This window comes from Nostoc sp. CCY0012 (assembly GCF_963920855.1).
Lineage (GTDB): Bacteria > Cyanobacteriota > Cyanobacteriia > Cyanobacteriales > Nostocaceae > Cyanocohniella.
Genome location: NZ_CAWUDM010000185.1, coordinates 1 through 6,636 on the forward strand (window position 1 = coordinate 1; position 6,636 = coordinate 6,636).

Annotated in this window: 6 protein-coding genes and 1 pseudogene; 6 read left to right on the forward strand and 1 reads right to left on the reverse strand. The window is 43.5% G+C overall.

Going from position 1 to position 6,636, the window contains the following annotated elements; translation table 11 throughout:
• The 5 genes from ACM0OS_RS27960 to ACM0OS_RS27980 all read left to right on the forward strand — a co-directional run.
• A partial coding sequence (locus tag ACM0OS_RS27960; protein ID WP_414546441.1) for a hypothetical protein occupies nucleotides 1-926 on the forward strand: 926 nt, incomplete at its 5' end.
• 23 nt (nucleotides 927-949) lie between these two features.
• Complete coding sequence (locus tag ACM0OS_RS27965; protein WP_414546442.1) at nucleotides 950-1,144, forward strand: hypothetical protein; 195 nt, start codon at nucleotides 950-952, stop codon at nucleotides 1,142-1,144.
• Nucleotides 1,117-1,377 (forward strand): hypothetical protein, encoded by a 261-nt coding sequence (locus ACM0OS_RS27970; protein WP_414546443.1) that lies wholly within the window; start codon nucleotides 1,117-1,119, stop codon nucleotides 1,375-1,377. The genes ACM0OS_RS27965 and ACM0OS_RS27970 overlap by 28 nt, the downstream gene beginning before the upstream one ends.
• Before the next feature lie 60 nt (nucleotides 1,378-1,437).
• Nucleotides 1,438-1,719, forward strand: a complete 282-nt coding sequence (locus ACM0OS_RS27975; RefSeq protein WP_414546444.1) for a hypothetical protein — start codon at nucleotides 1,438-1,440, stop codon at nucleotides 1,717-1,719.
• A 19-nt stretch (nucleotides 1,720-1,738) separates the two neighbouring features.
• Nucleotides 1,739-2,350: a hypothetical protein gene (locus ACM0OS_RS27980; protein ID WP_414546445.1), complete on the forward strand. Its 612-nt coding sequence runs from the start codon at nucleotides 1,739-1,741 to the stop codon at nucleotides 2,348-2,350.
• Nucleotides 2,351-2,372: 22 nt separating this feature from the next.
• Here the strand turns inward: ACM0OS_RS27980 and ACM0OS_RS27985 are convergent, their stop codons facing one another.
• The gene (locus ACM0OS_RS27985; protein ID WP_414546446.1) at nucleotides 2,373-4,622 is read right to left on the reverse strand and encodes an ATP-dependent RecD-like DNA helicase; all 2,250 of its coding nucleotides are present in this window, start codon (nucleotides 4,620-4,622) and stop codon (nucleotides 2,373-2,375) included.
• A 138-nt stretch (nucleotides 4,623-4,760) separates the two neighbouring features.
• Here ACM0OS_RS27985 and topA point away from each other — a divergent pair.
• Nucleotides 4,761-6,597, forward strand: a pseudogene (gene topA / locus ACM0OS_RS27990) (type I DNA topoisomerase); the annotation flags it as partial.
• Nucleotides 6,598-6,636 lie beyond the last annotated feature (39 nt).

A 6,636-nucleotide genomic window follows, 5' to 3' on the forward strand; every position in this document is an offset into this window, starting at 1 on the left:
TAACTCTACTACATCAGCCCTTTTTTTTATACTCTTTTTTTGGCTACAGTATTGTAAGAACTGAAGATTTTAACACCCTCCCTAAATTCAAAGCTGCAAGCAAGCTGGCATTAGGTATCAGTGAAAAGGAAGATTTGCCCTTCTATATATATGCACCCGAACAGATTGCGGTCGAAATTCCCTTGAAACCAGAAGACCGCACTTACTACGACTTCCCTGTGCGGCAATGGAATCATGGCGATCGCCTAATTGAACGTGGATTTGTGACTCGCTTAGAAGTACAAGCCAATGGCGGCAGAGCAGATATTGTGTCTAACTGGCAAGGTGGAGTGATCGCAGAAGTGAAGAAATACCTCAACCGTGACACCATATACCAAGCAGTTGGACAACTCAACCTGTACGGGCTGAATAACACTCACAAGCTGATTGTCATGGGCTTCCTCTCGCCTGATGCCCGTGAGCAAGCGTCGGCACTCAAGACTGCCTCAATGGTTGAGCAGAACCCACGCATTCAGGTGGTTTTTGTGAATACTGATGAGGAGTGGTTGCCCGGTAGTCAAGTGCAAATTGGTTTCGGGAATTTCAGCCTTTGGAATCTCCGACTCCCTCAACTACCAAACTTTAAGGATTGGCGTTGGTGGTTTAATCTTGCGAAAACTCATCCTTTGGTTTTGGTGCTGGCAGGGTCTTTATTGTTGGGAATACTGCCAGAACTGAGAAAGCAAACCCCCACCCCTGTAAACAATATGCAATTCACAAGTGGGCAAACATATTCTTTTCGAGGCTCACAAATTCGATTTCATCGGCAGATTAAATCTGGTGCATCCTCTAGATTTGTCTTTTTTGATTCATCAGGCAAGCGTAAAGAAATTGGTCAGCAGTTTATTTCTGAGGTGCAAGAAGTTCAGATTTTATCTGAGCAGTAATATAATTAATATAAAAGGCAATTATGGCTTGGTCTAAATCAATTTCACTAGATGTGGCTAACAAAATTTTCTCAGCAATATCAGTAACTTTTGAAGCAGGGGGAGAAGAAGGCGGATATCTGGCGCGGCATCAGACAAAATGCTTGCGCCGTCCTACGCTAACTGCTTGTTGTAGTGCTGTTTTGACTGATTGGGTACAGGTGAAGGAGAAAATTTAATAATGCTCCCATCCAGAGATTTTTTGATAACAACTGAAGATATTAAACAAGTAGTTAAAGTTATTCAACCTTTTGTTGAAATAGTTCGTGAAAGTGATTATTCACTAACTTTAGAAGGAAAATTTATTTCGATGAGTGGCACTGATGATATAACATATTTCACAGGTTGGGGACTACAATCCGCCAGTTTTGGAACACAAAAACAAAGGCGCACTTATGTGTATAGACCCTAGTTATGTTAATTTTGATAAATACAAGATTGATTTATCAGGTCAGAATGCAAGAACAAGAAAATGAAAAAAGTTACTATTTTAACTACTTTTATCTTAGTTAGCGGAATCCTAATAAGTCCGCCTAGCTATAGCATAATGGAGAATACAGATTTAACCAGAGAAGATGAATATTTATTTCATGAAATAAATATAACCAAAACAGAGATACAAGCAGCAGAACAGGAAGTAACTAAAGCAACAACTTATCTTGTAGGTTTTTCTGTGCTTGCTTGTTTAAATTTAATTATTTTAATTTTGCATCTTTATTTAATAATTTTAAAGAAAAAATATGAAGTTGATTAAGACTGAGATTTGAATTTTTATGAATAAAACTGAGTTAACTAACTATTTTATCAATCCTTTGTACTTCGCCACTTTTCAAGAGGCAGAAGAAAATTCTGAAACAATTCATTCTCTCATAAATTCTGGCTGGAAGGTGAATTGGGAAGATAAAATCATAGACTATAATTCTTACCCAGATGCCCCTGCTTCTTTTGTTCGACTTCCTTATCTAATTTCCCCAGAAGGAATTAGATTTGATCGTGCAGATTTTCAAGAAGTGATTGTCTACATTCAAGATAAAGAAGCTTGGCTCAAAGCTTGGTTGACCAAGCATTTAGAGCAGGGTGCTGAGATTTTATTACAGTTTGTAGAGCAGTTTGAAAATGTACAAAAAGTTTATCCCTACAAAAGTTTTTGGGAAATTGACGAGATGTTAGGAGAGGCGGTAACAAATTGGGTAATTCGCATTGAGTTGATGGAATTAATTAGCAATATTGATCAATGGAAAAATTATCAAGTTTTTGATTTAAATCCCTCAATGTGGCATCAAAAAAAGCAGGAATATCAGCAACAGTTTCCAGAATTTACCTTACAAGATGCGCTAAAAGTTGCTATTAGGCATTTGTCAGTAAAGCGGAGTCGTACTTATTAATTTTTATTGATATTATGCCAATTTAGACAGGCTGCACCAACCTCAGCCACAATCGCGTGTTCCTCTGCTGGTCATTCGTAGTCCGCACAGCCAGAGATATCGCCTTCTTGTCACCAACCACAATTGCTAATTTCCTGGCACGGGTTAGCCCAGTATAAAACAAGTTCCGCGACAACATGATGTAGTGTTGCATATATAGTGGCATGATCACGACCGGATACTCGCTGCCTTGGCTTTTGTGTATAGTGACACTCCAAGCCAGCGTAATTTCGTTGAGGTCAGCATAATCGTAAACTACAGGACGACCACCGTAATCAACCGTAACCTCCTGTTCTTCAGTATCAATACCCGTGATAGTCCCCAAATCTCCATTGAAGACTTCCCGGTTGTAATCATTCATCTGCTGAATCACCCTATCGCCCACCCGCAGAATCATTCCACCCCGGTTAATCTCGGTTTTCCCCGGTGCGGGTGGGTTGATTAGCTGCTGCAACACCGCATTTAAATTCCGTGTCCCCACCAATCCCCGTGACATTGGAGACAGCACTTGTACATCAGTAGCGGGATTAAAACCCAGCCGGGGAATAAATTCGCTCACCAACTCACAGATTGCTTGGACACCATGCTCTGGCGTATGTCCGCCTCCGTGCCACAGACAATCTGACTGCGGATTGTCGCTGATTGGCTCTAGCACAGGATAATCGCCCTGGTTAATCTGATGTGCTGCGGTGATAATCGCACTCTGCTGGGCTTGGCGGAATACTTGCGTTAGCCGGACTACTGGCACTTGCAGCGAAGTGATTAAGTCAGCCAGCACTTTACCAGGGCCCACTGATGGCAGCTGATCAATGTCCCCTACGAGTAATAGTTGCGCCCCCTGAGCTACGGCTTTCACCAGGGAGTATGCCAGGAACAGGTCAAGCATCGAAGCTTCATCCGCAATAATGGCTGTATGGGGCAGCGGGTTTTCATGATCTCGCTTAAATCCCATTGAACGAGGGTCGAACTCCAACAAGCGATGTATAGTTTTTGCCTCCAGCCCTGTCATCTCGGATAGTCGCTGCGCTGCCCTGCCCGTTGGTGCAGCTAAGGCTATCGATTTGCCCATTGCTTTCCACAAGCTGACAATCGTATGCGTAGTAAAAGTCTTGCCAACTCCAGGCCCACCAGTAAGTACCATTACGGGGGAGTAAGCTGCTTTCTCTACCGCTTGCTGCTGCTGTAATGATAACTGAATCTTGTGACTAGCGGTAAAGCGTTCAATCCAAGCTCGAACACGGGGCATATCTTGTACAATCGGCTGGCGTAACTTTTTATTAATTAACTGTGATAAATTTTGCTCAGTATAGAAAAAGGTTGGTCTGTAGCACAGTGGTATTTTTTCGCCATAGTCGTTCCGAACAATTTCTCTGACCAAATCCTCTCTTGCACCCATGTCTTTGAGGATGGCAGCGATCGCTTCTTCTGTGGGTTGATGATCATCTGTTGTCAGCAGTTTGGTAACTTTCTCGATTAATTCTGGCTGGGGCAGATAACAGTGACCATCCTCAGCGGCTTCACTCAAAGCATGGATGATTCCGGCTTGGTAACGAAACTCGGAGTCAGAAGGTACACCCAGGTTACGGGCAATTTTGTCAGCAGTAAGAAAACCGATGCCGTAGATATCGGTGGCGAGTTGATAGGGGTTCTCGGTTACGGTGGCTATTGCTTTATCTTGGTATTGCTTGTAAATTTTGACTGCATACGTTGTAGAAACACCGTGGCTTTGCAAAAATACCATCACTTCCTTGATAGCTTTCTGGGTTTCCCAAGCATTCTTGATCAGCTTGACTCGCTTTTTAGCGATACCTTGAACTTCGATTAATCGGTCAATTTGGTTGTCAATAATTTCTAGAGTTTCCAGCCCGAAGTGAGCAACGATGCGTTTGGCTGTGACTGGGCCGACTCCTTTGATGAGTCCACTACCCAGGTATTTCTCAATGCCAGTGAGAGTTGCTGGTTTTGTTTCCTGGTAATTTGTGACTTGAAATTGTGGGCCATACTGTGGATGTTCACGCCAGAAGCCTGTTAGCTGAAATGTCTGCCCTGGCTGAATATTGGCGAAACTACCGACAATGGTGGTGAGGTCTTTGGCTCTGGGACGCACCAGACGCGCCACGGTGTACCCGGATTCTTCTGAATGGAATGTTAGTCGTTCTACTACTCCGGTGATACTTTCGTACTGAGGAGTAGCGTTAACTTGTTGTTGCGAAAGATTTGGTAAAGTGGACATTATTACTAATAGCTTATGCAGTCATTAACCCTTAATAGTTAAAAGAACCATCATTATAGTACACTTATACTAAAATATAAGAAATAATTGCTTATCAATACAAAACACTCAATATAAAGTAATCACAGCGCATCTGCCATGCCAAAGCGTCTTCTTGTAGTCGAATCCCCCGGTAAAGTCAAAAAACTCAGTCAAATCTTGGGTACAGATTGGATTGTTCGCGCCAGTTGTGGTCACATCCGAGAACTGAGTAATGAGGGCGATGATTCACTGGGATTCAGCATAGATGCTGGTCGTGTGAAGTGCAATTATATTCCTCGTGATCAACGGGCAAAAGAAACTATCCAAAAACTCAAAGCCGCAGTAAAACAAGTTGATGAAGTTGTTTTGGCAACAGACCCAGATAGGGAAGGTGAAACGATCGCTTGGCATCTCAAGGAAGTTTTGGGATTGAAAGAACCAAAGCGAGTGGTGTACACGGAGATTACGGCATCGGCGGTTAGGAGTGCAATAGCCAACTCCCGAAAACTTGATTTCAACTTAGTTGGTGCGGGGCTGTGCCGAGACTGTCTAGATAAGTTGGTAGGTTACAAAGGTAGTCCCTTGGTGTGGGCATTGAACAACGGTGCTAAAAGTGTTGGCAGAGTCCAAAGCGCCACCCTACATTTGATTTGCCAGCGAGAAAGAGAAATTCAGAAGTTTGTCCCCCAGGACTACTGGAACGTTTTTGTTGATTACGCTGAAGGATTTCGGGCTTTCTATAAAGGTACGACCGATTCTCGCCCTTCAGCGCAACAGGAAGAAACTGACACCAATGATGATGCCAACCCAAATGCGACAAAATCACCAGAATCTAAGCGTGTGTTATCGGAGGCTGAGGCGACACGGTTAGTTGAACAAGCAAGACAGCATCCTCACAAAATTATCCAAATCGAAGGGAAAACCGTCAATCGTCAACCACCTCCGCCATTCACAACTTCCACACTTCAACAAGCCGCCGGTTCCAAGTTGAGATTTTCCCCAGATAAAACCATGCAGGTTGCCCAAAAACTGTATGAAGCTGGGTTGATTACATATATGCGAACAGATTCAGTCATGTTAAGTCCTGAATTTTGTGCGATAGCGAAGCGCTGCTGCAAAGCAGATCGCCCGGCAATGGTTAGAACAAAACGACCCCTCAAATGTACCGCAGCAGGTAGCTAAACACCGTAGTAGCAAATCGGCTCAAGAAGCGCATGAGGCTATCCGTCCTACAGATGTTTTTCGTCCTTCAATAGAACTACGTGCGGAATTACCACCTGATGAATTTAACCTGTACGTCCTTATTTGGAAACGTGCCATTGCGTCCCAGTGCAAAGCGGCTCAACTGAGAAAAACTCAAATCATTACGCAATCAGGAAATCTTTTGTGGCAAGCCAGGGGGCAAGTGATTGAGTTTTACGGTTACGCTCGATACTGGAATAATCTCAGCAAAGATTCAGAGTTGCCTTCGTTACAACAAGGGCAAGCACTCACTCTGGCGAATGCAGCCCATGAGAAAAAACAAACCCAGCCGCCGCCACGTTACAGCGAACCTAAATTAGTACAACTAATGGAACGCAAAGGCATTGGTCGCCCCAGCACCTATGCTCCCACCGTAGCCACTCTTAAAAAACGGGCTTATGTAGAGTTGAAAAAAGATAATCTACAACCCACAGCTTTGGGTTTGGAAGTGGATGAGTTTTTGCAGAAGGCTTTACCTGATTTACTGGAGGCAGAATTTACAGCCAAGATGGAGAATGCCCTGGATGCCATAGCGGAAGGTAAACAAGGATGGCAGCAGTATCTCAGTGGTTGGAATCAGGATTACTTTGTACCTGCACTTTCTAAGGCAAAAACTCTAGTTGCGGGTGCATCAAATGGTACAGCTTCTGTTGAGCGTAAGTTTGAAACTTCTAGAACTCATTGCCCACAGTGCAATAGCTTAGTGGTGCAGAAAAGTCTTGAACCGCTTGTATACCAGGAGTCTGACTGA

Coding starts and splice junctions, on each gene's coding strand:
- ACM0OS_RS27975 (WP_414546444.1), top strand. CDS start 1,438: ATGAAAAAAGTTACTATTTTAACTACTTTTATCTTAGTTAGCGGAATC.
- ACM0OS_RS27965 (WP_414546442.1), top strand. CDS start 950: ATGGCTTGGTCTAAATCAATTTCACTAGATGTGGCTAACAAAATTTTC.
- ACM0OS_RS27985 (WP_414546446.1), bottom strand. CDS start 4,622: ATGTCCACTTTACCAAATCTTTCGCAACAACAAGTTAACGCTACTCCT.
- ACM0OS_RS27980 (WP_414546445.1), top strand. CDS start 1,739: ATGAATAAAACTGAGTTAACTAACTATTTTATCAATCCTTTGTACTTC.